The following is a 25,904-nucleotide window of genomic DNA, read 5'->3' as shown; positions in this document are numbered from 1 at the left end:
GCCAGGCTAGAACACCTCGGATTCGAGGCGGCGCAGCTGCTCGCGCGGCGGACCGAGCAGCTGCGCGCTGCCGTGCGCGCGCTTGAAGTAGAGCTGGATATCGCTCTCCCAGGTGATCGCGATGCCGCCGTGCAGCTGCACCGCCTCGGCGGCCACCAGCGACAGGGCCTCACTGGCGGCCAGCCGGGCCAGCGCCGCGGAGGCTGCCGAGGGTTCGGCGATCGCCCCGTCGACGACAGCCCTGGCCGATTCGACGGCGACGTGCATGTCGGCCATCCGGTGCTTGAGCGCCTGGAAGCTGCCGATCGGGCGGCCGAACTGCACGCGGTCCTTGGTGTAGGCGACCGTGCGGTCCAGGCATCGTGACGCCGCGCCGACCTGCTCTGCCGCCAGCAGGAGCGCCGCGGTGTCGGCCAGCCCGGGGTCCCGACCGAGCGTCGCGGTCTCGGTGGGTTCCAGCGCGGCCAATGGGCGGGTGATGTCCATCGCGACGGCCGGTGTCATGGCGAAAGAGCGCCACTGCGTGAGGGATTCGCCGTCGGCGGCGATCACCACGTCGGCCACGTTGCCGTTGACGACGTAGCCCGGGTCGAACACGACGGTGCCGATGGCGCTGCCCTCGGCCAGCGCCTCCAACAGATCCGTGTCGGGGTCGTCGAGCGACAGCAGGGCCAGTTGGGCCAGGATCGTGCCGAGCAGCGGCGTCGGCACCAACGCCTTGCCCAGTTCCTCGAGCACCACCGCGGCGTCGGCGAGTTCGCCGCCCGCGCCGCCGAGTTCCTCGGGCACCACCAGCGCGGCGGCGCCGACCTGTTCGCACAGCATCGTCCACAGCGCCTCGTCGTAACCGCGTTCCGACGCCGCCGCCGCGCGCACGGCCTCGGAGGAGGCGTGTTTGTCGACCAGCGCAGCGACGGTGTCGCGCAACAACTCCCGTTCTTCGCTTGAACTCACAGTGCCTCCAACACTCGTCGACGGTGCCACGTCGGGTCGCCCCATGCGGGGCGCAGCGCCTGCACCCGCAACAGCATCAGCGACAGGTCGTGCTCCTGGGTGTAGCCGATCGCGCCGTGGGTCTGCAGTGCCGAACGGGCGGCGAGCAGCGCGGCGTCGGCCGCGGCGACCTTGGCGGCGCTGACGTCGCGGGCGGTGTCGCCGGAGCCGTCCGCCAGGGACAGCGCGGCTCCGTACACCAGCGGCCGCGCCATCTCGACCGCGATCAGCACGTCGGCGAGCTTGTGCTTGATCGCCTGGTAGGTGCCGATGATGGTGCCGAACTGGCTGCGCTGCTTGGCGTAGTCGACCGAGGCGTCGAGCATCGCCTGTGCGGCGCCGATCAGCTGTGCCGCGGTGGCCATGGCGCCGAATTCGAACGCCCGCGCCACGTCGGCGGGCCGGCCGTCGCCGGCGGCGGTGACGTCGAACAGGTGCCGGCTCGGATCGACCGATTCCTGCCGCGCGGCGGGCGCGGCGTCACTGACCTCGCCGTCGGCGGCGAGCAGCACCAGCCCGGCGGTGTCGGCGTCGACCGCGCGGGCGACCAAAGGCGGGGCGGCCACGGTGACGACGAGTTCCCCGGACGCCAGCGCACCCGCGCGCTCGTCGTCGGCCAGCAGGATCGGGGCCACCGCGATCGATTCCGTCACGGGCCCCGGCACATTCCAGCGGCCCAGCCGCTCCAACGCCACCACCAGGTCGACGGGATGGGCGTCGATGCCGTCGAAACGCTCGGGCACCAGCAGGGCGGTCACGCCCAGGTCGGACAGCTGCGCCCACACCTTGCGTCCAGGCGCGGCGTCGCCGGCGGCCCAGGCCCGCACGGCGTCGGGCAGGTTCGCAGCACTCAGGGCGGCATCGATACTCGCCGCGAAATCCCGCTGCTGATCGTCGATCTCGAAGTTCACGTCATCTACTTTCGGGGCAGGCCCAGCAGCCGCTCGGCGATGATGTTGCGCTGGATCTCGTTGGTTCCGGCATAGATCGGGCCGCCGAGCGCGAACAGCAGGCCCTCGGTGACCGAGTCCATCAGTTCCCCGTCGGCGCCGCGCAGATCCAGCGCGGTCTGGTGCAGGGCCACGTCGAGCTCGGACCAGAACACCTTGGTGATCGAGGATTCGGCGCCCAGTTCGCCGCCGTTGCTCACCCGCGTCACGGTGCCGAACGTGTGCAGGCGGTAGGCCTGCGCCTTGATCCACGCGTCGGCGACGCGGTCGGTGAAGGCCGGGTCGGGATCGTTCTTCCATTGCGCAACAAGACGTTCCGCCGGCGCCAGGAAACGCGCCGGGCTGCGCAACGACATGCCCCGCTCGTTGCTCGACGTGCTCATCGCCGCCCGCCACCCGTCGTGCACCCCGCCGATCACGTCTTCGTCGGGCACGAAAACGTCGTCGAGGAAGATCTCCCCGAACCCGGTGGCGCCGCCGAGCTGCGCGATCGGCCGCACCGTCACCCCGTCGGCCTTCAGGTCGAACATCACGTAGGTGAGGCCCTTGTGCCGCTGCGCCTCGGGGTCGGAGCGGAACAGGCCGAAGGCGCGCTCACCGAACACCGCTCGCGAGCTCCAGATCTTCTGGCCGTTGAGCAGCCAGCCGCCGTCGGTCCTGGTGGCCGTCGAGCGCAGCGACGCCAGATCGCTACCGGATTCCGGTTCCGACCAGGCCTGGGCCCAGATCTCCTCGCCGCTGGCCATCTTCGGCAGTACGCGGTCGCGTTGCTCCTCGGTGCCGTGGGCGAACAGGGTGGGCGCGAGCATCGACGTGCCGTTGGCGCTCGCCCGTCCCGGGGCGCCGGCGCGGAAGTACTCCTCCTCGTAGACGATCCACTGCAGCAGCGACGCGTCACGCCCGCCGTACTGTTCCGGCCAGGTGATCACCGACAGCCCGGCGTCGAAGAGCACCTTGTCCCAGCGGCGGTGCTGTTCGAAACCCTCTGCGGTGTCGTAGGACTCGGTGGGGAAGTCGTCGGTGTGGGCGGCGAGGAACTCGCGCACCTCGGTGCGGAACTCCTCGGTGGCCTCGTCGAAGGTCAGGTCCATCAGCTTCTCCCTCGCAGTTGGGGCTTGACCACCTTGCCGCCGGGGTTGCGCGGCAGCGCGTCGAGGAACTCGACCGAGCGCGGGGTCTTGAAGTTGGCCAGGTGGGCGCGCGCGTGCTCGATGACGGTCTTCTCGTCGAGATCGGCGCCGGGCAGGGTGACGACGAACGCCTTGCCGACCTCGCCGAGCCGGTCGTCGGGCACCCCGATCACCGCCGCTTCGGCGACTCCGGGCAGCCGCGCGAGCACCTGTTCGATCTCGGCCGGGTAGACGTTGAAGCCGCCGCAGATGTACATGTCCTTGAGGCGGTCGGTGATCTTCAGATTGCCGGCCTCGTCGAGCTCGCCGACGTCGCCGGTGTGCAGCCAGCCGTCGGCGTCGATCGCCGCGGCCGTGGCCTCCGGGTCGTCGAGGTAGCCCAGCATCACGTTGGGTCCGCGGAGCAGCACCTCGCCGGCGTCACCGATGCGCAACTCGAAGTCGGCGATCGGGCGGCCCGACGTCGTCGCAACGGTCACCGCGTCGTCGTCGGCACGGCACATCGTGCCGAACCCGGCGGCCTCGGTCAGACCGTAGGCGGTCAGCACGATGTCGATGTCGAGCTCGTTCTGCATCCGTTCGATCAGCACCACCGGGATCGTGGCGGCCCCGGTGACCGCGAATCGCAATGAGCTGAGGTCGAATTCGGCGCGCTTCGGGTGGTCGAGCAGGGTCTGGTAGATCGTCGGCGGCCCGGGCAGCACCGTGATGCGGTGCTCCTGCACGGCCCGCATCGTCTTCTCCGGGTCGAAGGTCAGCTCCGGAAACAGCGTCGCGCCGGTCTGCAGGCATGCCAGGATGCCGGCCTTGTAGCCGAAGTTGTGGAAGAACGGGTTGATGCACAGATAGCGGTCGGCGCTGGTGACCTGCCCGCAGGCCGCCCACGCCGCCGACGCGTCGAGGGACTGCCGCTGCGCGCAGCGCACCCCCTTGCTGCGACCGGTGGTGCCGGAGGTGAACAGGATGTCGGAGACGTCATCGGGGCCGACGGCCGCGGCGCGCGCGTCCACCGCGGCGAGGGCGGAGTCACCCCTGCCCGTCGCCACGAACTCGTCCCACGTCCCGTCGTCCTGCTCGACCGGGATGCGCACGACTTGACGGAGTGCGGGCAGCGACGACCGTTCGACGCTCGCCGCCTTGTCGGCGCCGAGGAACTCGCCCGAGGCGAACAGCAGCGGCGCCGCGGTACGGGCCAGGATGTCGGTGGCCTCACTGGCGGTGTAACGGGTGTTGAGCGGGACGAGCACCCCGCCGGCGTGGTGAATGGCCAGGCAGGCCACCACCCAGTGCCAGGTGTTCGGCGACCAGATCGCGACCCGGTCGCCGGGTGCGACGCCGGCCTCGATGATCGCCGCGGCGGCCTGGCGAACCTCGGCGCGCAGCCCGGCGAACGAAAGTGTCCTGGTGGGCGTGACCACCGCGGGGTGGTCGGGGAGCTCGCGCGCGATCCGGTCCAGAACCGCGGGAGTGGTCCGCTGTGGTGACATTCCCGGGTCGTCCTCTGTCCCTCTAACAAAGCAAGTGCTTGGTAGGTTAGCCTACAGGGGTGATAGAGGTCCAGGAGTTCAGGGCGCAGGTGCGCGACTGGCTCGCCGAGAACCTCGTCGGCGAGTTCGCCGCGCTCAAGGGTCTCGGCGGTCCCGGCCGCGAGCACGAAGCCTTCGAGGAACGGCTGGAGTGGAACCGCCACCTGGCGGCGGCCGGCCTCACCTGCCTGGGCTGGCCGACCGAGCACGGCGGCCGCGGGCTCTCGGTGGCGCACCGCGTCGCGTTCTACGAGGAGTACGCGAAGGCCGACGCCCCCGACAAGGTCAACCACCTGGGTGAGGAGCTACTCGGCCCGACGCTGATCGCCTACGGCACCCCCGAACAGCAGAAGCGCTTCCTACCGAAGATCCTCGACGTCACCGAGCTGTGGTCTCAGGGCTACTCGGAACCGGGAGCGGGCAGCGATCTGGCCAACGTCGCCACCACCGCCGTGCTCGATGGTGAGCAGTGGCGTCTCAATGGCCAGAAGGTGTGGACGTCGCTGGCGCACTGGGCGCAGTGGTGTTTCGTGGTGGCCCGCACAGAGAAGGGCTCCAAGCGCCACGCCGGCCTGTCGTTCCTCCTGGTGCCGCTCGACCAGCCCGGCGTCGAGATCCGCCCGATCATCCAGTTGACCGGCGACTCCGAGTTCAACGAGGTGTTCTTCGACGACGCCCGCACCGATGCCGACCTCGTGGTCGGCGAGCCCGGCGACGGGTGGCGCGTGGCGATGGGACTGCTGACGTTCGAGCGTGGCGTGTCCACGCTGGGCCAGCAGATCCGTTATGCACGTGAGCATTCGAACCTCGTGGAGGTGGCCAAGCGCACCGGCGCCGCCGACGACCCGTTGATCCGGGAACGGCTGGTCCGGTCGTGGGCGGGTCTGAACGCGATGCGGTCCTACGCGCTGGCCACGATGGACGAAGACCGGCCGGGGGCCGACTGCGTGTCGAAGTTGTTGTGGGCCAACTGGCATCGCGAGCTGGGGGAGATCGCGATGGACGTGATCGGGATGTCGGGGCTGACGCTGCCGGACGGTGAGTTCAGCGAGTGGCAACGGCTGTACCTGTTCTCGCGCGCCGACACGATCTACGGCGGCTCGAACGAGGTGCAGCGCAACATCATCGCCGAGCGGGTGCTCGGCCTGCCCAGAGAGGCGCGCCCGTGACCGATCTGTCCGTCGCCCCCGCCGAGATCGAGGGCCACAACCTGCTGGCCGGCAAGGTCGTCCTCGTCACCGCCGCCGCCGGTACCGGCATCGGGTCGACGACCGCTCGCCGCGCCCTGGCCGAGGGCGCCGACGTCGTCGTCTCCGACTACCACGAACGCCGGTTGGGTGAGACGCGCGACGAACTCGCGGCCCTCGGTCTGGGCGCCGTGCACGCCGTCGTGTGCGACGTCACCTCCACCGAGGCCGTCGACGCGTTGATCACCTCGACCGTGGAACAGGCCGGCCGGCTCGACGTCCTGGTGAACAACGCCGGGCTCGGCGGCCAGACCCCGGTGGTCGACATGACCGACGACGAGTGGGACCGGGTGCTCAACGTGACGCTGACCTCGGTGATGCGGGCGACGCGCGCCGCGCTGCGGTACTTCCGCGACACCGGCCACGGCGGCGTGATCGTCAACAACGCCAGCGTCCTCGGCTGGCGCGCGCAGCACTCCCAATCCCATTACGCCGCAGCCAAAGCCGGTGTGATGGCGCTGACGCGATGCAGCGCGATCGAGGCCGTCGAGTTCGGCGTGCGGATCAACGCGGTGTCACCCAGCATCGCGCGGCACAAGTTCCTGGAGAAGACCTCGAGCAGTGAGCTGCTCGACCGGCTGTCCCAGGGCGAGGCGTTCGGCCGCGCCGCCGAACCGTGGGAGGTCGCGGCCACCATCGCGTTCCTGGCCAGCGACTACTCCAGTTACCTGACCGGCGAGGTGATCTCGGTGTCGAGTCAGCACCCATGAGCGCCGGACCCGCCAACACCCGTCGTGACGAGCTTCTCTCGCTCGCCGCGACGATGTTCGCCGAGCGCGGGCTGCGGGCCACCACGGTCCGCGACATCGCCGACTCCGCCGGAATCCTCTCCGGCAGCCTGTACCACCACTTCTCGTCGAAGGAGGAGATGGTCGACGAGGTGCTGCGCGGGTTCCTCGACTGGCTCTTCGAGCGCTACCGCCAGATCGTGGAGACCGAGCCGAATCCGTTGGAGCGCCTCAAGGGTCTGTTCATGGCGTCCTTCGAGGCGATCGCCACCCGGCACGCCGAGGTCGTGATCTACCAGGACGAGGCCAAGCGGTTGTCGGCGCAGGAGCGGTTCTCCTACGTCGAGGAGCGCAACAAAGAGCAGCGCAAGATGTGGGTCGACGTCCTCACCCAGGGCATCGAGGAGGGCTACTTCCGCCCCGACGTCGACGTCGATCTCGTCTACCGGTTCATCCGCGACACCACCTGGGTGTCGGTTCGCTGGTTCCAACCGGGCGGGCCGCTGACCGCCGAAGAGGTTGGACGGCAGTATCTTTCGATCGTCCTCGGCGGTATCACCACCACAGAAGGAGCTCCTCATGAGTGAGGCATACGTCATCGACGCCGTCCGCACCGCCATCGGCAAGCGCAACGGATCGCTGGCCGGTGTGCACCCGGTCGACCTCGGGGCGGCCGGGTGGCGCGGCCTGTTCGACCGCAACGACGTCGACCCGGGAGCCGTCGACGATGTGATCGCCGGATGCGTCGATGCGATCGGCCCGCAGGCCGGCAACATCGCGCGGCTGTCGTGGCTGGCCGCCGGCTTCCCCGAAGAAGTGCCGGGCGTGACCGTCGACCGGCAGTGCGGGTCGAGCCAGCAGGCGGTGTCGTTCGGCGCGCAGGCGATCATGTCGGGTACCGCCGACCTGATCGTGGCCGGCGGCATGCAGAACATGAGCCAGATCCCGATCAGTTCGGCGATGATCGTCGGCGAGCAGTTCGGATTCACCTCGCCTACCAACGAATCCAAGAGCTGGCTGCACCGCTACGGCGACCAGGAGATCTCGCAGTTCCGCGGCGCGGAACTGATCGCCGAGAAGTGGGGCATCTCCCGGGAGGAGATGGAGCAGTACGCGCTGACCAGCCATCAGCGCGCCCAGGCCGCGATCCGCGCCGGCCACTTCGACAACGAGATCCTCGAGGTGGACGGGTTCCGGGTCGACGAGGGACCCCGCGACACGTCGCTGGAGAAGATGGCGACGCTGAAGACCCTCGTCGACGGTGGCCGGCTGACCGCGGCGATGGCCAGCCAGATCTCCGACGGCGCGAGCGCGGTGCTGCTGGCCTCCGAGCAGGCGGTCAAGGACCACGGCCTGAAACCACGCGCCCGCATCCACCACATCAGCGCCCGCGGCGCCGACCCGGTGTTCATGCTCACCGGTCCCATCCCCGCCACCCGCTATGCGCTGGACAAGACAGGGCTGTCGATCGACGACATCGACACCGTGGAGATCAACGAGGCGTTCGCGCCGGTGGTGCAGGCCTGGCTCAAGGAGACCAAGGCCGATCCCGAGAAGGTCAACCCCAGCGGTGGCGCGATCGCGCTCGGCCATCCGCTCGGTGCCACGGGCGCAAAGCTTTTCGCGACGATGCTGAACACGCTGGAGCGCACCGGCGGGCGCTACGGCCTGCAGACGATGTGCGAAGGCGGCGGCACGGCCAACGTCACGATCATCGAGCGGCTGTAGTTCTCCCGCCGATGCTCAGTGGTCGTGCAGGATGACCCCGCGGATGTTGCGGCCGGCGCGCATGTCCTCGTAGCCCTCGTTGACCTCGGCCAGTTTGTACTCGTGGGTGACGGTCTCGTCGAGCAGCAGCTTGCCCTCGCGGTACAGCGACAGCAGCCGCGGGATGTCCGCGCGCGGGTTGGCCTCGCCGTAAAGGCTTCCCAATAGCCGCTTCTGGAACAGCGTGAACATCATCATGCCCAGCGTCGCCTGGTTGTCGGTCATCGAGGACAGGGCCGTCATCACCACGGCGCCGCCCTTGCGGATGATGTTGACCGCGTCGTCGAGCATCGACCCTTCCAGCAGCCCGACCGTCAGGATCGCCGAGTCGGCCATCACCCCGCGGGTCAGCTCCGCGACCAGCGCTGTCGCTTCGGGCAGGGACGTGACGAAATGTGTTGCGCCCAGCTGCATCGCCTTGGCCCGCTTGTCCTCGACGGGCTCGACGACCACGATCCTCTCCGCGCCGGCGATCCGCGCGCCCTGGACCGCGCCGCTGCCGATCCCGCCGAACCCGATCACCACCACCGTGTCGCCCGGTTGCACGTCGGCGGTGTTGACCGCCGACCCCCACCCGGTGGTGACGCCGCAGCCGAGCAGGCACGCCCGGGACAGCGGAAGGTCGTCGTCGATCTTGACGATCGACGCCTCCGGAACAGTGCCGTACTGGGAGAACGTGCCGACGAGCGCCATCACACCGATGTTCTGCCCGCGGGCGCGGCGCCGGTAGGTGCCGTCCAACTGCGTGCCGGCCATGATGATCGCGCCGAGGTCGCACAGGTTCTGGTGACCGGTCGAGCACCACCGGCATCGGCCGCAGGCGGGCAGGAACGAGGCGACGACATGGTCGCCTGGCGCAAGACCGGTGACGCCGGCGCCCACTTCGCGCACGATCCCGGCGCCTTCGTGACCGCCGATCATCGGCAGCGGCACCGGCAGGTCGCCGGTGCGGATGTGCTCGTCGGAGTGGCACAGCCCGGTCGCCTCCCACGACACCAGCACCTCGCCGTCGCCCGGCGGGTCGAGATCGATCTCTTCGACGGTCCAGTCGGACCCGTACTCCCAGAGGATGGCCGCGTTGGTCTTCATCGGGCCGAGTCTAGGAAGGCGGCTCGGCCGCCGCGGCGGATTCGGTCAGGCCGCAGTGAGGGCGAGGCCGGCCAGCGCGATCAGCCAGCTCGCGAAGCTGCCGACCAGAAAGTACTCGGTTACTTCATCGATGCCGGAGCCGGCGGAGTCGCCGCTGTCCGCCGACTCCTTGCGTGCGGCGTTGAGCTCGGGGAAACGGATGATGCCCTTGGCCGCGATCACCGCCGAGGCCGCGCCGAACTGACCGCCCAGGCCGAGCCCGACGATCAGCAGCCGCTCCATCGGTCCGAGCAGCCGGCCGCCCTTGAGGCGGTCCGAGGGTTGCGGCACACCGGCGGGGCGGACCGCGCCGACCGCACCCAGGATCAAGCGCACCAATTGATTTGCGGTGACCAACTGCAGCAGGACGATCGCGAGGATCATCAGTGCTCGGCCCGGCTCCACCTCGTCCAGCCCGACCCAGGGCAGCCACCGGCCCAGCGGCCCGGCCACCTCCGACGCCCAGCCGCCGAACGCGACCATGAGCGCAGCGCCGACCCCGAACACGGTCAGCGCCCGGCCGTGCCGGGTCCCGGTGCGCTCGGACGCACCGCCGAGGACCACCCACGCGACCGACACCGCGGCGGCGACGACGAGCAGCGCGATGTCCCCGCGGTGCCACAGCCCGGCCGAGGCCGCGCACGCGATGACGGCCAGCGGGCCGGCGACCAGGCCCGGCCACCGGTGCGTGCTGAGTTTGCGGCAGATGTCGGCGATGCCGACGGCGATCAGGAACACGGCCAGGGCGCTCATCGGATGTCCCGGAGTTCCTCGGCGGCGACGAGGAGCAGGTCCAGCCCGGCCCGTCCGGCGCGCTGGGACACCGCCGAGGCGCTGATGCCCTCCGCCATCGCCACCTCCTTCTTGGAACGTCCCGCCCGCATCCCGGCCAGAATCCGCAGGGCCCGCTCGTCCAGCGATCCAAGCAGATGGTCCCGACACATCAGGGCGGCGTTGACGGCGTGCGGGTCGGCTCCCTCGCCGGTGCCGTTGCGGAACGCGGTGCGTACGTGCGCCAGTCCGGGCTGCCGCTGGGCGGCTGCCGTCCACTCGATGGCCTCGCGGGCCGCCCACCATCCCGGCCCGTCCTGCACGCCCGTCTCGTCGAGTGCGGTGACCGCACCCCAGCCGATGCCGAACCGGACGTCGACGTCGGGCGCCAGGGTCAGCCGCAGCGCCCACGCCGCGTCGATCGCATGCCCCACGGTGGGGTACGCGCCCTGGAATTCGTCGCCGACCGTGATGGCGGGCGGATCGGCGGCGCCGTCGGCGACGGCCGCCAACGCCGCGGTCAGCCGTCGGTGCAGCCCGCGCCGGTCGGCGAACTCGCGGGAGCCCACGACGTCTCCGATGACCGTCGCGCACAACATTGAAGCCAGGCGCTTCATTCGAGCCATATGAAGACTATAGCTTCATTTTGTATCTATGAAGCTGATTGCTTCACTTCGTGATGTAGGCGGTGGCGGCTTCCACGTGCTCGATCGCCTCGCTCACGATGCTCTCGATCAGCTCGGCGCACGACGGCAGGTCGGAGATGATGCCGGCGACCTGACCGGAGGCGAGCACGCCGGCGTCGGTATTGCCCTCCACCAGGCCGGCTTTCAGCAGCATCGGGGTGTTGGCGGCCATCACCACCTGCGACCAGCTCAGGTCCTTGCCGTGCCGCATCGCCATGCCGTCGCGGATCATCGACCGCCACGTCATGCCGGTCATCTTCTTGAACTTCTGTGCATTGGTCACCGCCGCGGCGAGGCCGCGCACCGGGGATCCGCTCTCCAGCTTCTCCACCAGGCCGGTGCGTAGGACCCGGTGCGGCATGCCGTCCACCCGGGTGGAGACGACGGTGCCGTCCAGTGCCGCCTGCAGGTAGCGCTGCTTCACCGCGTCGGGCACGGTCGAGTCGGAGGTCAGCAGGAAGCGGGTGCCCATGGCGACGCCTGCGGCGCCGTAGGACAGCGCGGCCGCGAGTCCCCGCCCGTCGAAGAAGCCGCCTGCGGCGATCACCGGCATCCCGGTGTCGGCCACCGCGTCGAGCACCGACGGCAGCAGCAGCGTGGTCGCGATCGGACCGGTGTGCCCGCCGCCCTCGCCGCCCTGCACGATGACGGCGTCGGCGCCCCAGCCGGCGACCTTCTTCGCGTGCTTGGCCAGCCCCACGGACGGGATCACCACCACACCGGCCTCTTTGAGCCGTGCGATCAGATCGGGCTTGGGAGCCAGGGCGAAGGAGGCGACTTTGACTCCTTCGCGGATCAGGAGGTCGACGCGGTCGTTCGCGTCGCCGGCGTCGGCGCGGATGTTGATGCCGAAGGGTTTGTCGGTCGCGGCCTTGACCTTGGCCACGGCGGTCGTCAGCTCCTCGAGCGTCATGGTCGCCGAGGCGAGGATGCCGAGGCCGCCCGCGTTCGAGGTCGCCGCCACCAGCCGGGCGCCGGCCACCCACCCCATCCCGGTCTGCACGACGGGATGTTCGATGCCCACAAGCTCGGTGAGCGGAGTCCGCAGGCGGCTCATACCCTCACCTCTTTGTCGCGCAGCGCCTTCGGGTCGATCACCTCGCGCAGGATCGTCAGCTCGTCGGAGGTCGGCAGCCGGGTGGTGTCGGCCTCACCGAGTCCGTGCACCTCGAACGACGTGTTCTCGGCGACCTGCTCGGGCTCGATCCCGGGATGCAGGGACACCGCCCGCATCTGGTGGTCCGGTCCGTTGAAGTCGAACACGCCCAGGTTGGTCACGACCCGGAAGACGTTGACGAACCGGTAGGCGGGATTGTCCGGATCGACCTTGTCCCAGCCGATTCCGGAGACCACGTCGACAGAGTCGCCGAACACCCGGGTGGAGTGGTTGCCCACCCAGTAGCTGGTGGCGTGGTTGATCGTGTTGCCCGGTGCGCCGCGCACGCCGAACATCTGCCGGGTCGGGTGCTGCAGAGGCCCGAACGCCGACAGGTTCTGGTTGCCGTAGCGGTCGATCTGGTTGGCGCCCATCACGACATGACGACGGCCCCAGGCCAGCGTCTCGAACACCCGGCCGAACGGCATCCAGCCCTCGATCGCCGCGGCCGCGCCGATGGCGGGGGTGTCGGCGATCAGCCGGGCCTCGCCGTCGGTGAGCAGGATGTCGGGGGAGAAGGTCAGCCGCGCCAGCCGGGCGCCGATCGAGACGATCGTGGTCATCGGGCTGACCATGATCTCGCCTGCGTCACGGAACAATTCGGCGCAGGCGACGGCGCACACATCGGCGCGGGTTGCGGAGATCATGCTCGGTCCCCCTCGGTGGACTCCTTGAACGTGCGCACGGCCGCCTGGTAGTCGGCCTCGCTGCCGGACAGGTACGTCTGGACGAACGTCGACCACGTCTCGTCGGATCCGGCGGCCTCGGCGTAGTGCCGTTGGAACTTCTCGTCGCGCCGATAGTCGGGCTCGGCGGTGGTGAAGTGCGCACCGCCCGGCGCCTCGACGACGGTGTCGACCATCATCCGGTTGATCAGTAGGGCCTGCGGCGGAACCGATTTCACCAGTTCCTCGGTCGGCACCACCTTCTCGACCGACAGATAGCGCTTCTCGGCCGACATCAGGAACAGGTCGTCGAAGTACGGGTCGATACCCGTGTAGGCCGCGTTGCCTCGCGCGTCACCGACGTTCATGTGCACGAACGCGGCGTCGAGGTTCAGCGCGGGCATCGCGATGAGTTCCTCGAAGCCTTCGCCTTCCGGAGGGCAGGAGCGCAGCGACCCGGGATTCGGTACGGGGTAGGGCGAGCGCACGGTCTTGAGCTCGTCTCCCCAGAACGCGCGGACGTCGCTGCCCAGTCCGGCGCGGATCGGCAGGAACGGCAGCCGCTGCGCGGCGGCCTGCAGTCCGCAGCGCAGCATGCCCTCGTCCATCTCGCGCGCCTCGATGCTTCCGGACGTGCGCGCCTTGGCGAACCACGGATCGTAGAACGGCGGTGAGTCCAGCGAAACGAAGCCGTAGTAGACCCGCTTGATCTTGCCGGCCGAGCACAGCAGGCCGATGTCGGGTCCGCCGTAGCTCACCACGGTCAGGTCGGTGACGTCAGTGCGCAGCAGCGCCCGCATGAACGCCATCGGCTTGCGCCGCGATCCCCATCCGCCGATGCCGATCGTCATGCCGCTCTCGATCCCGGCGACCGCCTCGTCGAGAGTCGTTCTCTTGTCGGTCACTACTTCCCCGCTCGCTTCGCTCGTGCCCGCCGAATCACTTCGATCCCTTGTCCGTCCCCGCGAACGCGTCCCGGTGCTCGTCGGACACGCCGGCGAGGTTGAGTTCGAACGTGAAGCCCTGCTCCATGCGGTAGCGCGCGTTGACCGGCTGGATGTCGATGAAGTTCAGCGCCTCCTTGGCAGCGCGGATCACCCGGGTGTCCTTGGACGCGATGTCACGCGCCACCCGCAGCGCGGCGTCGTCGAGCTCCGCGCGCGGGACGACCTCGTGCACCGATCCGAAGTGGTGCAGCGTCGCGGCGTCGACGGTGGCCGCCGTGAAGAACAGCCGACGCATCATGTGTTGCGGCACAAGGCGAGACAGGTGCGTCGCCGCGCCGAGCGCGCCGCGCTCGACCTCGGGCAGCCCGAACTTCGCGTCGTCGGAGGCGACGATGACGTCGGCGTTGCCGACGAGCCCGATGCCGCCGCCCACGCAGAATCCGTTGACCGCGGCCACCACCGGCACCGCGCACTCGTACACCGCGCGGAACGCCTCGAAGCAGCCGCGGTTGGCGTCGATCAGCGCGGTGAAGCCCTCGGTCTTCTGCATCTCCTTGATGTCGACACCGGCGTTGAAGCCGCGACCCTCGGCGCGCAGGATCACGACATGTGTGCTGAGGTCACGCCCCGCGGCGGTGATCGCGTCGGCGAGTTCGAACCAGCCGCGCGACGGGATCGCGTTGACGGGTGGGTAGTCGACGGTGACCGAGACGATTCCCGGTTCCACCGTCGCGGTGGTGATCGGCATGCGCAACTCCTGGGTGGCTACCTAAGCAAGCACTTGCTTGGTACGCTAGCACAGTGACTGACGCCGTCGACAGCGCCATCCGCCTCGCCCTCAGCGGCCGCGTCGTGCTCGTGACCGGCGGTGTGCGCGGTGTCGGCGCCGGTATCAGCAGGGTCTTCGCCGAGCAGGGCGCCACCGTCGTGACGTGTGCGCGCCGTCCCGTCGACGGATCCCCGTTCGAGTTCCGGGCCTGCGACATCCGCGACGACGACGCGGTCGCCGCGCTCGTCGACGGCATCGCCGCCGACCACGGCCGCCTCGACGTCGTGGTGAACAACGCCGGCGGCTCGCCCTACGTCCCGGCCGCCGAGGCGTCCGCGAAGTTCAGCCGCAAGATCGTCGAGCTCAACCTGCTCGGCGCGCTGTCGGTGTCGACACACGCCAATGCGGTGATGCAGCAGCAGGATTCGGGTGGGTCGATCGTGAACATCTCCAGTGTCAGCGGCCGGCGGCCCACCCCCGGCACGGTCGCCTACGGCGCGGCGAAGGCCGGCATCGAGAACATGACGGCCACGCTCGCCGTCGAGTGGGCGCCCAAGGTGCGAGTGAACTCGGTGGTCGTCGGCATGGTCGAGACCGAGCAGTCCGAACTGTTCTACGGCGACGCCGACTCGATCGCCGCGATCTCGCGCAACGTGCCACTCGGCCGGCTCGCCCGACCGGAGGACATCGGCTGGGCCACCGCGTTCCTGGCATCCCCGGCGGCGTCCTACATCAGTGGGGCGTCGCTCGAGGTGCACGGCGGCGGTGAGCCGCCGCACTACCTGTCGACCACCACTGCGGACATCAAACACTGAAGGAGACAACACACATGGGATTGCTCGACGGCCGTGTGGTCATCGTGACGGGTGCGGGCGGCGGAATCGGCCGGGCGCACGCCCTGGCCTTCGCCGCCGAAGGTGCGCGGGTGGTGGTCAACGACATCGGTGTGGGCCTGGATGGATCGCCGGCCGGCGGCGGCAGCGCCGCGCAGAGCGTCGTCGACGAGATCGTCTCCGCCGGAGGCGAAGCCGTCACCAGTGGCGCCAACGTCGCGGACTGGGCGCAGGCCGAGGGCCTCATCCAGACGGCCGTCGACGCTTTCGGCGGGCTCGATGTCCTGGTCAACAACGCCGGCATCGTGCGGGACCGGATGTTCGCGAACACCAGTGAAGAGGAGTTCGACGCGGTCACGGCGGTGCACCTCAAGGGGCACTTCGCGACGATGAAGCACGCGGCCGCGTACTGGCGGGCCAAGTCCAAGGCCGGCGAACAGGTGGACGCCCGCATCATCAACACCAGTTCCGGTGCGGGACTGCAGGGCAGCGTCGGGCAGGCCAACTACAGCGCCGCCAAGGCGGGCATCGCGGCGCTGACGCTCGTCGCCGCCGCTGAGATGGGCCGCTACGGGGTGTCGGTCAACGCGATCGCGCCGTCGGCGCGCACCCGGATGACCGAGACCGTCTTCGCGGACATGATGTCCACGCAGGACCAGGATTTCGACGCGATGGCGCCGGAGAACATCTCGCCGCTGGTGGTGTGGCTGGGCAGCGTCGAATCGAGGGACGTCACCGGCAAGATGTTCGAGGTCGAGGGCGGCAAGATCCGCGTCGCCGAGGGATGGGCGCACGGACCGGAGATCGACAAGGGCGCGAAGTGGGATCCGGCCGAACTCGGCCCCGTCGTCGCCGACCTGCTGTCCAAGGCGCGCCCCGCGGTGCCCGTCTACGGGGCGTGATTCAGGCTGGGTCGCAGATGATGATCGGGATCTTGCGCGTGGTGTAGGACCGGTAGTTGGCGTAGTCGGGGTACATCGCGTCGAGCTTGGGCCAGTAGTGCTCGCGCTCAGCGTCATCGGCCTCGCGCGCGATGAGGGACAGCGTCTCGCGCTTGGTCTGGAAAGACACGGTCGCGTGTGTCTTGATGTTCAGGTACCACATGGGGTGGGTGTCGCGGCCGCCCTGGGAAGCGACGAGCACGATCCGCTGGTCCTCCTGCAGGAACAGAAGTGGCACCTCACGGGGTTCGCCCGTCTTGCGGCCCTTCGTGGTCAGGATGCCGACCTCAGACCCGCGCAGGAACTTGTCGCCGAACCGGCCGTTGGTCTTCTTGAACAGCCAGGTCTGCCCGCGCGACATCCACTTGATGGCGATGGCGACGGGCTTGGAGTTCAGACTCTTGATCTGCTTGTCCGACAGCGGACGGGAGGGTTCGGCCACGGCGTGCACCTTATCGCGTCAGGAACGGGCGAATGGAAGCGTTGATGTGGTGGATCTGGGCCCGGCCGGAGGGGTCGTCGGCGGGGATCAGGAACGTCTCGTCGATGTGAGCGCCCACCCGGCGGCCGGCCAGTCGCGGCTTGGTCACCAGGTCGAAGCGAGCCCGGACCGTGTCGCCGTCGACGGTGAACTCCGGGGTGTTGACCGCGTCGATCACCCGGTACTGCAGGCCGCCGTTCAGGCTGCGCCGCAGGTGGTTTCCCGAAAAGCCCGTCTTGACGCCGACCTCGACACGGGTGCACCCCGGCGCGAACGGGACACCGTCGGCGTCGTGGCTCGCCAGCGCGCTGATGTAGGCCTGCGCCGCGGCGATGCGGTCCGCGTCCGGAATCACGGGCAATCCCTTAAACCCGCTCGATGATGGTTCCGGTCGACAGCGCACCGCCGGCGCACATCGTGATCAGCGCGGTGGTCTTGTCGGTGCGCTCGAGCTCGTGCAGCGCGGTGGTGATGAGCCGGCTGCCGGTGCTGCCCACCGGGTGACCGAGCGCGATCGCCCCGCCGTTGACGTTGACGGTGTCCATGTCGGGCTCGTGCACCCGGGCCCAGGAGAGTACGACCGACGCGAACGCCTCGTTGATCTCCGTGATGTCGATGTCGCCCATCTTCATGCCGGCCTTCTCGAGGACCTTGGCCGTCGACTGCACCGGCCCGTCGAGGTGGTAATACGGCTCGGCGCCGACGAGGGCCTGGCTGACGATGCGCGCCCGGGGCCGCAGGCCGAGTGCGCGCGCCTTGTCCTCATCCATCCACAGCACCGCGGCGGCACCGTCGGAGATCTGCGACGAGGTGCCCGCGGTGTGAATGCCGCCCTCCAGCACCGGATTCAGGGACGCCAGCCCCTCAAGGGTGGTGTCCCGCAGCCCCTGGTCGCGGGTCACGGGCGCCCGCTCGTCGGTGGGCTTCTTGTTCTCGTCGAGCACAGGGGCCTCGATCGGGCTGATCTCCCGGTCGAACCGGCCCTCGGCCCAGGCCTGCTTGGCCTTGCGCTGTGACTCGAAGCCGAAGCGGTCGATCTCCTCCCGGCTGATGCCGCGCCGCTTGGCGATCCGTTCGGCCGCGGTGAACTGGTCGGGCAGATCGATGTCCCACGACGCCGGGCGGATGATGCTGCGGTCCGGGCCGGCATTGGCGCCCAGTCCCACGCGGCTCATCGCCTCGATGCCGCACGCGATGCCGACATCAATGGCGCCGGAAGCGATCAGACCCGCCACCAGACCGTTGGCCTGCTGGCCGCTGCCGCACTGGCAGTCGATGGTCACCGCGCCGACGTGATCGGGCAGCCCGGCCACGAGCCAGCCGACCCGGGTGATGTTGTTGGACTGCTCGCCGAACTGCGTGACGCAGCCGCCGATGACCTGCTCGACCTCGCCGGCGTCGATACCGGCCTTCTCGATGAGCGCCTTCTGGACGGCCCCGAGCAGCTCGGTGGCGTGCAGTCCGGAGAGCCAGCCGTTGCGCTTACCGATGGGGCTACGGGTGGCTTCGACGATGACAGGGTTACCCATGGCGCCAGGCTAGAACACGTTTCATTACTCTGACAAGCGGCGATGCCGCCGTGCCTTTTATCTGCGGTGGAGGCATGTTTTACTGGCACTAGAACACGTTGCAATTGAGGAGTGCTTCCCTATGCCTAGCCCGAACTCTTGCCCGATCAGCCCCGACTTCGACTTCCTCGACGCGAGCCTGAATCTCGAGCGTCTGCCCGTAGAAGAGTTGGCGGAACTCCGGCATTCCGAGCCCGTCCACTGGGTGGACGTGCCGGGCGGCACGGGAGGCTTCGGCGACAAGGGTTACTGGCTGGTGACCAAGCACGCCGACGTCAAGGAGGTGTCCAAGCGCAACGACCTGTTCGGCAGCTCGCCCGACGGCGCGATCCCGACGTGGCCGCAGGGTATGACCCGCGACGCGATCGACCTGCAGAAGGCCGTGCTGCTGAACATGGATGCGCCCCAGCACACCCGGCTGCGCAAGATCATCTCCCGCGGGTTCACGCCGCGCGCCGTGGGACGGCTCGAGGCAGAGTTGCGCGACCGCGCGCAGCAGATCGCCCGCACCGCCGCCGCCGAGGGCTCGGGCGACTTCGTCGAGCAGGTGTCGTGTGAGCTGCCGCTGCAGGCCATCGCCGGTCTCCTCGGAGTCCCGCAGGAGGATCGCGACAAGCTGTTCCGGTGGTCGAACGAGATGACCGCCGGTGAGGACCCCGAGTACGCCGACGTCGACCCGGCGATGTCGTCCTTCGAGCTCATCACCTACGCGATGAAGATGGCCGAGGAGCGCAAGAACAACCCGACCGAGGACATCGTCACCAAGCTCATCGAAGCCGACATCGAGGGCGAGAAGCTCTCCGACGACGAGTTCGGCTTCTTCGTGGTGATGCTGGCGGTGGCCGGCAACGAGACCACCCGCAATTCGATCACCCACGGCATGATCGCGTTCTCGCAGAACCCCGAGCAGTGGGAGCTCTACAAGAAGGAACGGCCGGAGACCGCCGCCGACGAGATCGTCCGCTGGGCCACGCCGGTGTCGGCCTTCCAGCGCACCGCGCTGGAGGACACCGAACTCGGCGGGGTGACCATCAAGAAGGGCGAGCGCGTCGTGATGTCCTACCGCTCGGCCAACTTCGACGAAGAGGTCTTCGAGAACCCGGACCGGTTCGACATCACGCGTAGCCCGAACCCGCACGTCGGTTTCGGCGGCACCGGAGCGCACTATTGCATCGGGGCGAACCTGGCGAAGATGACGATCAACCTGATCTTCAACGCCGTCGCCGACAACATGCCGGAACTCAAGCCGATCGGTGATCCGGAGCGGTTAAAGTCGGGCTGGCTCAACGGCATCAAACACTGGCAGGTGGACTACACCGGCAAGGGCTGCCCGGTCAGCCACTGACACATCGAGACTCGAGGAGGTGTCGGGTGGACTTCAGTCCAGACGAGGGTCAGCAGGCGGTCGCCGATGTGGTGACGTCCGTGCTGGAACGCGACAACAGCTGGGAGGCTTTGGTTTCCGGCGGTGTACCGGCGCTGGCCGCCCCGGAACGGCTGGGCGGTGACGGGCTCGGCCTCGCCGAGGTCGCGACCGCGCTGACCGAGATCGGCAGGCACGGGACGATCAGCCCGGCGCCGGTCACCCTCGCTGCGGCGGCGGTGCTGGGCGAGCTGGCCTCCGAACCCCAGCAGGACCGCTACCTCGCGGGTCTGGCCAAGGGGGCGGTGCTCAGCCTGGCGCTCAACGAGCCCGGCGTCTCACAGCCCGACCGGCCGGCGACCACCTTCGCGGCCGGCCGGCTCAACGGCACCAAGCTCGCCGTCGGCTACGCCGGTCAGGCGGAGTGGCTGGTCGTCACCACCGACAACGGCGTGGTCGTGGTGCGCGGCGACGCCGACGGGATCTCGGCGACGAAGACGCCGACGTCGACCGGCGCCGACGAGTTCGTGGTCACGTTCGCCGACGTCGCCGTCGACGACGGTGATGTGCTCGCCGGGGCCACCCCCCTCCGCGTGAATCAGCTGGCGCTGGCCGCCTTCGGTGCCTTTGCCGCCGGCCTGGTCGCCGGAGCGCTCCGGTTGACCGCTGACTACGTCGCGACCCGGGAGCAGTTCGGCCGGCCGCTGTCGACGTTCCAGACCGTCGCGGCGCAACTGTCCGAGGTCTACATCGCCTCCCGGACCGTCTCGCTGGTGGCCACGTCGGCGGTGTGGTCGCTCGCGAAAGGTCGTGACGCCGGCTCGGATGTCGAAGGCGAACTGGCGCTCCTGGGATACTGGCTCACCTCGCAGGCGCCACCGGCGATGCGGCTGTGCCACCACCTGCACGGCGGTATGGGTATGGACATCACCTACCCGATGAACCGCTACTTCTCGTCGATCAAGGATCTGACCCGGGTGCTGGGCGGTCCGACACACCGTCTCGATCTGGTGGGAGCGTAAATGTACATCGAACTGACCCCCGAGCAGCGGGCTCTGCAAGCCGAACTGCGACAGTACTTCTCGACGCTCATCACGCCCGAAGAGGCCGAGGCGATGGAGTCGAACCGGCACAACGAGGCCTACCGCGCGGTGATCAAGCGGATGGGTTCGGACGGCAAGCTCGGCATGGGCTGGCCGAAGGAGTACGGCGGCCTCGGTTTCGGCCCGATCGAACAGCAGATCTTCGTCAACGAGGCCAACCGTGCCGACGTCCCGCTGCCGCTGGTGACGCTGCAGACCGTCGGCCCCACGCTGCAGGTGTACGGCACCGAGGAGCAGAAGAAGAAGTTTCTCCCCGGAATCCTCTCGGGCGACATTCATTTCGCGATCGGTTACTCCGAACCCGACGCGGGTACCGACCTGGCCTCGCTGCGAACGACAGCTGTCCGCCACGGCGACGAATACATCGTCAACGGGCAGAAGATGTGGACGACCGGCGCGCATGACGCCGACTACATCTGGCTGGCGTGCCGCACCGATCCCGAAGCCGCCAAGCACAAGGGCATCTCGATCCTGATCGTCGACACCAAGGATCCGGGCTTCTCCTGGACGCCGATCATCCTGTCCGACGGGGCGCACCACACCAACGCGTCGTACTACAACGACGTGCGGGTGCCGGCCGACATGCTCGTCGGCGAGGAGAACGGCGGCTGGAAGCTGATCACCACCCAGCTCAACCACGAGCGGGTGGGCCTCGGCCCGGCCGGGCGCGTCGCCGGCATCTACGACCAGGTGCACGCGTGGGCGTCCAAGCCCGGCTCTGACGGCGTCACGCCGATCGAGCAGCCCGACGTGAAGCGGCTGCTGGGGCAGATCAAGGCGATCTGGCGGGTCAACGAGCTGTTGAACTGGCAGGTGGCCGCGTCGGGGGAGACCATTGCCGTCGCCGATGCCGCGGCCACCAAGGTCTTCTCGACCGAACGCATCCAGGAGGTCGGCCGGCTCGCCGAGGAGATCGTCGGCACGTACGGCAACCCGGCGGATCCGCAGACCGGCGAGCTGCTCGACTGGCTGGACAAGATGACCAAGCGCAACCTCGTCATCACGTTCGGCGGGGGTGTCAACGAGGTGATGCGCGAGATGATCGCGGCGTCGGGGCTGAAGGTTCCGAGGGTCCCCAGGTGACCGTCGACGACATCCGGGCCGCGGCGGAACGCGTCAAGGCCGAGGGCAAGAGCGCGCCGCGGCAAGCGCGGCACCCGGTGAACCAGCCGATGGTCGACCACTGGCTCGACGCCATGGGCGATCAGAACCCCATCTACGTCGACGAGGAGGCCGCGAAGGCCGCCGGGCACCCCGGTGTGGTGGCACCGCCGGCCATGATCCAGGTGTGGACGATGATGGGGCTGGGCGGCGTCCGCCCCGACGACGATCCACTGGGCAAGATCCTCGAATTGTTCGACGAGGCAGGGTATGTCGGCGTCGTCGCCACCAACTGCGAGCAGACCTATCACCGCTACCTGCGGCCGGGTGAACAGGTCAGCGTCACCGCCGAGTTGACCGACGTCGTCGGCCCCAAGCGCACCGCGCTGGGCGAGGGCTTCTTCATCACGCAGACGATCACATGGACCGTCGACGACGAACCCGTCGCCGAAATGCTCTGGCGCATCATGAAGTTCCGCCCCGCGGACCAGGACGTGCCCGCCTCGGAAGTCCCCGAGGACCTCGATGTCGAGTCGATGATGCGGCCGGCGTCGTCGAAGGACACCAAGTTCTTCTGGGACGGCGTCAACGCCCACGAACTGCGGATCCAGAAGCGTCCCGACGGCACGCTGCAGCACCCGCCGGTGCCCGCCCTGTGGGCCGACCCCAAAGATGAAGTGGCGCCGTCAGATTATCTCGTCGCGTCAGGCAGGGGCACCGTGTTCAGCTACGTGGTGCACCACGCCCCGAAGGTGCCGGGCCGGACGCTGCCGTTCGTCATCGCGCTCGTCGAACTCGAAGAAGGGGTGCGCATGCTCGGTGAGCTCCGCGACGTCGATCCTGCCGCCGTGAAGATCGGAATGCCTGTGCGCGCAACGTATATCGATTTCCCGGACAGCAGTTCCGGGCCCGCGTGGACGCTGTACGCCTGGGAGCCCGACGCATGAGCGCCCCTGCCGTCGAGGTCGGCACCAAGCTCCCCGAACTCGCGCTCTACGGTGATCCCACGTTCATCGTGTCGACCGCGATCGCCACCCGTGACTACCAGGACGTCCACCACGACCGGGACAAGGCGCAGGCCAAGGGTTCCAAGGACATCTTCGTCAACATCCTCACCGACACCGGCCTGGTGCAGCGGTTCATCACCGACTGGGCGGGGCCCGCGGCGGTGATCAAGACGATCTCTCTGCGCCTCGGTGTGCCGTGGTACGCCTACGACACGGTGACGTTCAGCGGTGAGGTGACCGACATCGTCGACGACCTCGTCACGCTGAAGATCGTGGGCCGCAACAGCCTCGGCGACCATGTCATCGCGACCGCCACGCTGGTCTTAGGAGGTGCCGCGTGAGCGACGGTCTGTCCGGCAAGGCGGCGATCGTCGGGATCGGCGCCACCGATTTCTCCAAGAACTCCGGACGCAGCGAGTTGCGGTTGGCCGCCGAGGCGGTACTCGACGCGCTCGACGACGCCGGGCTGACCCCCGCCGACGTCGACGGCATGGTGACCTTCACGATGGACTCCAACACCGAGGTCGCGGTGGCCCGCGCCACCGGCATCGGTGAGCTGAAGTTCTTCTCCAAGATCCACCACGGCGGCGGCGCGGCCTGCGCCACGATTCAGCAGGCGGCCTTGGCCGTCGCCACGGGCGTGGCGGAATGCGTTGTCGCCTATCGTGCTTTCAACGAACGTTCGGGGATGCGCTTCGGTCAGGTGCAGATGCGGCTGGTCGAGAACGCCGACTCCACCGGGGTGGACAATTCGTTCTCCTATCCGCACGGCCTGTCGACCCCCGCGGCGCAGGTGGCGATGATCGCGCGGCGCTACATGCATCTGTCCGGGGCGACGAGCCGCGACTTCGGCGCGGTGTCGGTGGCCGACCGCAAGCACGCGGCCAACAATCCGAAGGCCTATTTCTACGGTAAGCCGATCACCATCGACGACCACCAGAATTCGCGGTGGATCGCCGAACCGTTGCGGCTGCTGGACTGCTGTCAGGAGACCGATGGCGGCGTTGCGCTCGTCGTGACGACGCCGGAGCGGGCGAAGGATCTCAAGCACCGGCCCGCGGTCATCGAGGCCGCCTCGCAGGGCTCGAGCCCCGACCAGTACTCGATGGTGAGCTACTACCGTCCCGAGCTGGGGCTGCCGGAGATGGGATTGGTCGGCCGACAGCTCTGGGAGCAGTCGGGCCTGACGCCCGCGGACATCCAGACCGCGATCCTCTACGACCACTTCACGCCCTTCACGCTGATCCAGCTCGAAGAGCTCGGGTTCTGCGGCCAGGGTGAGGCCAAGGATTTCGTGGCCGACGGCGCGATCGAGATCGGCGGCAGACTGCCCATCAACACCCACGGCGGGCAGCTCGGCGAGGCCTACATCCACGGCATGAACGGCATCGCCGAGGGGGTACGCCAACTCCGCGGAACCTCGGTCAACCCGGTGCCCGACGTCGAGCACGTGCTCGTCACCGCGGGCACGGGCGTGCCGACATCGGGACTCATCCTCGGCTGATCGACGTCGTTCAGCAAACTCGGATGGCGTCGTAGGCGCGGTCGGCGACGACACGGTGACGGGCAACGACCTGCCGCGTTCCCGAATGCGTTCGCCGGTTGCGCGTCGAATCGACGGACCAGTCAAGATCACGCTGGCGTGTGGAAAGCGTTCGATCAGCCGTAAGTGGACAGATTCGTGCGACCCTTGGCCATGGTTTCGTTGAGATCGGAAGCAATGAGGGTCTGACGGCGAAAAGTCATCTTGACCGCATTTTCAGCAAATCCCCATACTGAATCCGACGGGACTGGTGCCAGCTGCCCGGTCGGTCATCGAGGGGGCGAGGTCATTGACGGATGTCATAGGCGGTAGAGCCAGGCGTGCGGGGGTCAGCCGACAGGTGTGTCGCGACCCCGACGACCGCTCGATCGGGCGTATCGCGGGTGCGGCCGTCGTCGCGGTGGGGCTCGTGTTCAGCGTCTCGCTGTATCACCTTCCGGGCGACCGGACGGGGGTGGTCCTCGGGGAGGAGGACCACGGATCCTTGTCGACGCTGCCCGATCGGCTCGGAGACGTGGCGACCACCCAGCTGATCGACTTCACCACCGCTGCGTTGCCGACCCTTGCCCACCTCGCGGACATCCTGCAGAACAACTTCCCCAGCGTGCGCGCCGAGGTCTTCCTGAGCGCCGTGGAGAAGCACGGGTTACCGCAGATCGTCAGAACCCTCGAGGTGTTGGCGTCCGCGGGCTTCGCGATGCCGGCATCCGCGCTGCTGTTCAGCGGCGGTGGCGGGGGCGGCGGAGCCGGTTCGGCGGGATCGCCGATCGGGATGGCGGATCTGGAGTTGCTGTGGCAGTACCTCATGCAGCAGCTGCCGGCGGCGCTGATCCAGGGACTGACCGACGTCGTCGCCGCGTTCATCCCGGCCTCGGCCGGCGCGGCGCAGGTTCAGCATGCGGTGCAGGTGCTGTCCGTTGCCGCAGCGCCCGCACCGCCCGCACCCGCGGCACCTCCCGCCCCTGCGGCACCGCCCATCGCGCCGCCGAGCGTGATCAGCGCGCCCCCGCCACCACCACCGCCGGTCGCCACGCCGACCCCACCGCCTCCGCCCCCGACACCGGTCGTCGTGGCGCCGCCGCCGGTGGACGTGCCGGCCCCGCCCACCGTCGAGATCTCGACGCCCGCACCACCTTCGGTCACGCCCGAGGTCACGCCCGAGGTCACGCCCGACGCTCCCGTACCGGAGGCTGACGACGACGTCGGAAACGCGGGCACCGACGACACCGGGAACGCGGGCACCGGCGGCGATTCGGGGCCGGGCGAGGATCCGCCCAGCGGCGGCCAGGGTGGCGGTTCCGGTACCCAGGAAGGTGCCGATGCGGGTAGCGACACGTCCCGCGGCAGCGATGCCGGATCTGACGGAGGTCAGGGTTCGGGCGGCGCGTCGGGTCCGGACAACGGACCCTCCGGTGGCGGGTCGTCGGGCGATTCGGGAAGCGATGGTGGGTGACCGCGGCGGACCGCATCTCCGGGGTGCGCCTCACAGGACCACGACGCG

27 protein-coding genes are annotated in these 25,904 nt (G+C 68.9%); 13 read left to right on the top strand and 14 right to left on the bottom strand.

The window, feature by feature from the left end:
• Window positions 1–6: 6 nt before the first annotated feature.
• From ipdE2 to fadD3, 4 genes are read right to left on the bottom strand one after another with little or no spacing between them, the layout of a single operon-like run.
• Entirely contained in the window at window positions 7–954 is a 948-nt protein-coding gene (ipdE2, locus tag MCHUDSM44219_RS12390; RefSeq protein WP_236695440.1) for an acyl-CoA dehydrogenase IpdE2, read from the bottom strand.
• A complete protein-coding gene (locus MCHUDSM44219_RS12385; protein WP_048418544.1) occupies window positions 951–1,904 on the bottom strand; it encodes an acyl-CoA dehydrogenase family protein in 954 nt (317 codons plus the stop codon). The genes ipdE2 and MCHUDSM44219_RS12385 overlap by 4 nt, the downstream gene beginning before the upstream one ends.
• Before the next feature lie 5 nt (window positions 1,905–1,909).
• Complete coding sequence (locus tag MCHUDSM44219_RS12380) at window positions 1,910–3,034, bottom strand: acyl-CoA dehydrogenase family protein (RefSeq protein ID WP_048418543.1); 1,125 nt, start codon at window positions 3,032–3,034, stop codon at window positions 1,910–1,912.
• The gene (fadD3, locus tag MCHUDSM44219_RS12375) at window positions 3,034–4,560 is read right to left on the bottom strand and encodes a 3-((3aS,4S,7aS)-7a-methyl-1,5-dioxo-octahydro-1H-inden-4-yl)propanoate--CoA ligase FadD3 (protein ID WP_048418542.1); all 1,527 of its coding nucleotides are present in this window, start codon (window positions 4,558–4,560) and stop codon (window positions 3,034–3,036) included. Before fadD3 ends, MCHUDSM44219_RS12380 begins: the two co-directional genes overlap by 1 nt.
• Window positions 4,561–4,619: 59 nt before the next feature.
• Between fadD3 and ipdE1 the strand changes: the two genes are divergently transcribed.
• Genes ipdE1 through fadA6 form a run of 4 tightly spaced genes read left to right on the top strand, consistent with a single transcriptional unit; the run spans window position 4,620 to window position 8,302 of the window.
• Complete coding sequence (gene ipdE1, locus MCHUDSM44219_RS12370) at window positions 4,620–5,768, top strand: acyl-CoA dehydrogenase IpdE1 (protein ID WP_048418541.1); 1,149 nt, start codon at window positions 4,620–4,622, stop codon at window positions 5,766–5,768.
• A complete protein-coding gene (ipdF, locus tag MCHUDSM44219_RS12365) occupies window positions 5,765–6,556 on the top strand; it encodes a (5R,7aS)-5-hydroxy-7a-methyl-1-oxo-2,3,5,6,7,7a-hexahydro-1H-indene-carboxyl-CoA reductase (protein WP_048418540.1) in 792 nt (263 codons plus the stop codon). Before ipdE1 ends, ipdF begins: the two co-directional genes overlap by 4 nt.
• Window positions 6,553–7,161, top strand: a complete 609-nt coding sequence (kstR2, locus tag MCHUDSM44219_RS12360; protein ID WP_048418539.1) for a TetR family transcriptional regulator KstR2 — start codon at window positions 6,553–6,555, stop codon at window positions 7,159–7,161. Before ipdF ends, kstR2 begins: the two co-directional genes overlap by 4 nt.
• Window positions 7,154–8,302, top strand: a complete 1,149-nt coding sequence (gene fadA6 / locus MCHUDSM44219_RS12355) for a steroid 3-ketoacyl-CoA thiolase FadA6 (protein WP_048418538.1) — start codon at window positions 7,154–7,156, stop codon at window positions 8,300–8,302. The genes kstR2 and fadA6 overlap by 8 nt, the downstream gene beginning before the upstream one ends.
• Window positions 8,303–8,317: 15 nt before the next feature.
• On the opposite strand, the gene MCHUDSM44219_RS12350 is transcribed toward fadA6, so the two are convergent.
• From MCHUDSM44219_RS12350 to echA20, 7 genes are read right to left on the bottom strand one after another with little or no spacing between them, the layout of a single operon-like run.
• The gene (locus MCHUDSM44219_RS12350; RefSeq protein ID WP_048418537.1) at window positions 8,318–9,430 is read right to left on the bottom strand and encodes an NDMA-dependent alcohol dehydrogenase; all 1,113 of its coding nucleotides are present in this window, start codon (window positions 9,428–9,430) and stop codon (window positions 8,318–8,320) included.
• Between the two features lie 45 nt (window positions 9,431–9,475).
• Window positions 9,476–10,222, bottom strand: coding sequence for a hypothetical protein (locus tag MCHUDSM44219_RS12345; protein ID WP_048418536.1), 747 nt, complete (start codon window positions 10,220–10,222; stop codon window positions 9,476–9,478).
• Window positions 10,219–10,866 (bottom strand): SatD family protein, encoded by a 648-nt coding sequence (locus MCHUDSM44219_RS12340; protein ID WP_109777738.1) that lies wholly within the window; start codon window positions 10,864–10,866, stop codon window positions 10,219–10,221. The genes MCHUDSM44219_RS12345 and MCHUDSM44219_RS12340 overlap by 4 nt, the downstream gene beginning before the upstream one ends.
• Window positions 10,867–10,909: 43 nt before the next feature.
• On the bottom strand, window positions 10,910–11,983 hold the full coding sequence (gene ipdC, locus MCHUDSM44219_RS12335; protein ID WP_048418534.1) for a (3aS,4S,5R,7aS)-5-hydroxy-7a-methyl-1-oxo-octahydro-1H-indene-4-carboxyl-CoA dehydrogenase: 1,074 nt from the start codon (window positions 11,981–11,983) through the stop codon (window positions 10,910–10,912).
• The gene (gene ipdB, locus MCHUDSM44219_RS12330; RefSeq protein ID WP_048418533.1) at window positions 11,980–12,729 is read right to left on the bottom strand and encodes a cholesterol ring-cleaving hydrolase subunit IpdB; all 750 of its coding nucleotides are present in this window, start codon (window positions 12,727–12,729) and stop codon (window positions 11,980–11,982) included. The genes ipdC and ipdB overlap by 4 nt, the downstream gene beginning before the upstream one ends.
• Window positions 12,726–13,652, bottom strand: coding sequence for a CoA transferase subunit A (locus MCHUDSM44219_RS12325; RefSeq protein WP_048418532.1), 927 nt, complete (start codon window positions 13,650–13,652; stop codon window positions 12,726–12,728). Before MCHUDSM44219_RS12325 ends, ipdB begins: the two co-directional genes overlap by 4 nt.
• Window positions 13,653–13,686: 34 nt before the next feature.
• The gene (gene echA20 / locus MCHUDSM44219_RS12320; protein WP_048418531.1) at window positions 13,687–14,442 is read right to left on the bottom strand and encodes a (7aS)-7a-methyl-1,5-dioxo-2,3,5,6,7,7a-hexahydro-1H-indene-carboxyl-CoA hydrolase; all 756 of its coding nucleotides are present in this window, start codon (window positions 14,440–14,442) and stop codon (window positions 13,687–13,689) included.
• 53 nt (window positions 14,443–14,495) lie between these two features.
• Between echA20 and MCHUDSM44219_RS12315 the strand changes: the two genes are divergently transcribed.
• Window positions 14,496–15,278: an SDR family oxidoreductase gene (locus MCHUDSM44219_RS12315; protein WP_048418530.1), complete on the top strand. Its 783-nt coding sequence runs from the start codon at window positions 14,496–14,498 to the stop codon at window positions 15,276–15,278.
• Between the two features lie 14 nt (window positions 15,279–15,292).
• Complete coding sequence (locus MCHUDSM44219_RS12310) at window positions 15,293–16,198, top strand: SDR family oxidoreductase (protein ID WP_048418529.1); 906 nt, start codon at window positions 15,293–15,295, stop codon at window positions 16,196–16,198.
• Window position 16,199: 1 nt separating this feature from the next.
• On the opposite strand, the gene MCHUDSM44219_RS12305 is transcribed toward MCHUDSM44219_RS12310, so the two are convergent.
• Genes MCHUDSM44219_RS12305 through MCHUDSM44219_RS12295 form a run of 3 tightly spaced genes read right to left on the bottom strand, consistent with a single transcriptional unit; the run spans window position 16,200 to window position 18,247 of the window.
• Entirely contained in the window at window positions 16,200–16,679 is a 480-nt protein-coding gene (locus MCHUDSM44219_RS12305; RefSeq protein WP_048418684.1) for a nitroreductase family deazaflavin-dependent oxidoreductase, read from the bottom strand.
• 10 nt (window positions 16,680–16,689) lie between these two features.
• Window positions 16,690–17,073 carry a DUF8021 domain-containing protein gene (locus tag MCHUDSM44219_RS12300; protein WP_048418683.1) on the bottom strand — a complete coding sequence of 128 codons (384 nt, stop codon included), beginning with the start codon at window positions 17,071–17,073 and terminating at the stop codon, window positions 16,690–16,692.
• A 10-nt stretch (window positions 17,074–17,083) separates the two neighbouring features.
• Window positions 17,084–18,247 (bottom strand): steroid 3-ketoacyl-CoA thiolase, encoded by a 1,164-nt coding sequence (locus MCHUDSM44219_RS12295; protein WP_048418528.1) that lies wholly within the window; start codon window positions 18,245–18,247, stop codon window positions 17,084–17,086.
• Window positions 18,248–18,368: 121 nt separating this feature from the next.
• On the opposite strand from MCHUDSM44219_RS12295, the gene MCHUDSM44219_RS12290 reads away from it, so the two are divergent.
• From MCHUDSM44219_RS12290 to MCHUDSM44219_RS29970, 7 genes are all read left to right on the top strand, one after another.
• A complete protein-coding gene (locus MCHUDSM44219_RS12290; RefSeq protein ID WP_048418527.1) occupies window positions 18,369–19,631 on the top strand; it encodes a cytochrome P450 in 1,263 nt (420 codons plus the stop codon).
• Between the two features lie 26 nt (window positions 19,632–19,657).
• Entirely contained in the window at window positions 19,658–20,671 is a 1,014-nt protein-coding gene (locus MCHUDSM44219_RS12285) for an acyl-CoA dehydrogenase family protein (protein ID WP_048418526.1), read from the top strand.
• Window positions 20,672–21,835 carry an acyl-CoA dehydrogenase FadE29 gene (fadE29, locus tag MCHUDSM44219_RS12280; RefSeq protein WP_048418525.1) on the top strand — a complete coding sequence of 388 codons (1,164 nt, stop codon included), beginning with the start codon at window positions 20,672–20,674 and terminating at the stop codon, window positions 21,833–21,835.
• Window positions 21,832–22,800, top strand: coding sequence for a bifunctional MaoC family dehydratase N-terminal/OB-fold nucleic acid binding domain-containing protein (locus MCHUDSM44219_RS12275; protein ID WP_048418524.1), 969 nt, complete (start codon window positions 21,832–21,834; stop codon window positions 22,798–22,800). The genes fadE29 and MCHUDSM44219_RS12275 overlap by 4 nt, the downstream gene beginning before the upstream one ends.
• Complete coding sequence (locus MCHUDSM44219_RS12270) at window positions 22,797–23,201, top strand: MaoC family dehydratase (RefSeq protein ID WP_048418523.1); 405 nt, start codon at window positions 22,797–22,799, stop codon at window positions 23,199–23,201. The genes MCHUDSM44219_RS12275 and MCHUDSM44219_RS12270 overlap by 4 nt, the downstream gene beginning before the upstream one ends.
• Before the next feature lie 8 nt (window positions 23,202–23,209).
• Window positions 23,210–24,364, top strand: a complete 1,155-nt coding sequence (locus MCHUDSM44219_RS12265; protein ID WP_048418682.1) for a 17-hydroxy-3-oxo-4-pregnene-20-carboxyl-CoA lyase — start codon at window positions 23,210–23,212, stop codon at window positions 24,362–24,364.
• Window positions 24,365–24,743: 379 nt separating this feature from the next.
• Window positions 24,744–25,856: a hypothetical protein gene (locus MCHUDSM44219_RS29970; RefSeq protein ID WP_048418522.1), complete on the top strand. Its 1,113-nt coding sequence runs from the start codon at window positions 24,744–24,746 to the stop codon at window positions 25,854–25,856.
• The last annotated feature ends 48 nt before the right edge of the window (window positions 25,857–25,904 follow it).

This window comes from Mycolicibacterium chubuense, assembly GCF_001044255.1.
Classification (GTDB): domain Bacteria; phylum Actinomycetota; class Actinomycetes; order Mycobacteriales; family Mycobacteriaceae; genus Mycobacterium; species Mycobacterium chubuense.
This window is presented reverse-complemented; position numbering and strand designations above follow the sequence as displayed.

What these genes read in the sequence shown, in the direction of transcription:
- MCHUDSM44219_RS12380 (WP_048418543.1), bottom strand. Translation starts at nt 3,034, where the DNA reads ATGGACCTGACCTTCGACGAGGCCACCGAGGAGTTCCGCACCGAGGTG.
- fadD3 (WP_048418542.1), bottom strand. Translation starts at nt 4,560, where the DNA reads ATGTCACCACAGCGGACCACTCCCGCGGTTCTGGACCGGATCGCGCGC.
- kstR2 (WP_048418539.1), top strand. Translation starts at nt 6,553, where the DNA reads ATGAGCGCCGGACCCGCCAACACCCGTCGTGACGAGCTTCTCTCGCTC.
- fadA6 (WP_048418538.1), top strand. Translation starts at nt 7,154, where the DNA reads ATGAGTGAGGCATACGTCATCGACGCCGTCCGCACCGCCATCGGCAAG.
- MCHUDSM44219_RS12350 (WP_048418537.1), bottom strand. Translation starts at nt 9,430, where the DNA reads ATGAAGACCAACGCGGCCATCCTCTGGGAGTACGGGTCCGACTGGACC.
- MCHUDSM44219_RS12345 (WP_048418536.1), bottom strand. Translation starts at nt 10,222, where the DNA reads ATGAGCGCCCTGGCCGTGTTCCTGATCGCCGTCGGCATCGCCGACATC.
- MCHUDSM44219_RS12340 (WP_109777738.1), bottom strand. Translation starts at nt 10,866, where the DNA reads ATGGCTCGAATGAAGCGCCTGGCTTCAATGTTGTGCGCGACGGTCATC.
- ipdC (WP_048418534.1), bottom strand. Translation starts at nt 11,983, where the DNA reads ATGAGCCGCCTGCGGACTCCGCTCACCGAGCTTGTGGGCATCGAACAT.
- ipdB (WP_048418533.1), bottom strand. Translation starts at nt 12,729, where the DNA reads ATGATCTCCGCAACCCGCGCCGATGTGTGCGCCGTCGCCTGCGCCGAA.
- echA20 (WP_048418531.1), bottom strand. Translation starts at nt 14,442, where the DNA reads ATGCCGATCACCACCGCGACGGTGGAACCGGGAATCGTCTCGGTCACC.
- MCHUDSM44219_RS12310 (WP_048418529.1), top strand. Translation starts at nt 15,293, where the DNA reads ATGGGATTGCTCGACGGCCGTGTGGTCATCGTGACGGGTGCGGGCGGC.
- MCHUDSM44219_RS12295 (WP_048418528.1), bottom strand. Translation starts at nt 18,247, where the DNA reads ATGGGTAACCCTGTCATCGTCGAAGCCACCCGTAGCCCCATCGGTAAG.
- MCHUDSM44219_RS12290 (WP_048418527.1), top strand. Translation starts at nt 18,369, where the DNA reads ATGCCTAGCCCGAACTCTTGCCCGATCAGCCCCGACTTCGACTTCCTC.
- fadE29 (WP_048418525.1), top strand. Translation starts at nt 20,672, where the DNA reads ATGTACATCGAACTGACCCCCGAGCAGCGGGCTCTGCAAGCCGAACTG.
- MCHUDSM44219_RS12270 (WP_048418523.1), top strand. Translation starts at nt 22,797, where the DNA reads ATGAGCGCCCCTGCCGTCGAGGTCGGCACCAAGCTCCCCGAACTCGCG.